Raw genomic sequence first — 611 nt, forward strand, 5'->3', positions numbered from 1 at the left:
GTACAGCAGGCCCTCGTTGTCGCTCTGGATGTCGAGTTGGAAATCCAGCGTCTTGACGAGGCCCTGCGGGTTGTTCATTCTTCGTCTTGTTCGATAGGTTCTGAGGTCCGGACAACCTTCACGTCCGCACCACGCCAGCGTTTGGGGACGGTGACGTGGGCACTATTCCCGAACGGTTTGACCTCACCGTCGAGAACTTCCTCGCCGTCGATTTCAAAGCGATTCACCATACCTGAGTATATCCTTTGGATATACTTAACTGTGTTGGTGGAGTGGGTTCGGTATGGGTGAGAAGCGGTCGAACCACACGATGTATAACGTCAACTACCACTTCGTGTGGTGTCCGAAGTACCGTCACTCGATACTCGAACCGATTGAGGACTCGTTGGAGACGAGTCTCCGGGGCGTGTGCGACGAGTACGACTACGAGATACTGTCGCTCCACATCTCACCAGACCACGTGCATCTGTTCCTCTCTGCTCACCCAAAGCACGCACCGAGCGAGATTGTTCGGACGGTCAAAAGCGTCACGGCCCGAAAGATGTGGGAACAGCACGAGTCGTTCTTGGAGGAGTATTTGTGGGGCGGTAGGTTCTGGGAGCGGTCGTACT

2 protein-coding genes are annotated in these 611 nt (G+C 55.0%); one reads left to right on the forward strand and one right to left on the reverse strand.

Annotated features, from left to right (window positions below; translation table 11 throughout):
• Nucleotides 1-74 precede the first annotated feature (74 nt).
• Nucleotides 75-230, reverse strand: coding sequence for a DUF2080 family transposase-associated protein (locus tag EXE42_RS16415; protein ID WP_137695126.1), 156 nt, complete (start codon nt 228-230; stop codon nt 75-77).
• A 53-nt stretch (nt 231-283) separates the two neighbouring features.
• Here EXE42_RS16415 and tnpA point away from each other — a divergent pair.
• Nucleotides 284-611: IS200/IS605 family transposase (tnpA, locus tag EXE42_RS16420; protein ID WP_137707003.1), on the forward strand; the 328-nt coding region annotated here is incomplete at its 3' end.

This window comes from Halorubrum sp. SP3, from assembly GCF_005435195.1.
In the GTDB taxonomy this organism is placed as follows: Archaea; Halobacteriota; Halobacteria; order Halobacteriales; family Haloferacaceae; genus Halorubrum; species Halorubrum sodomense.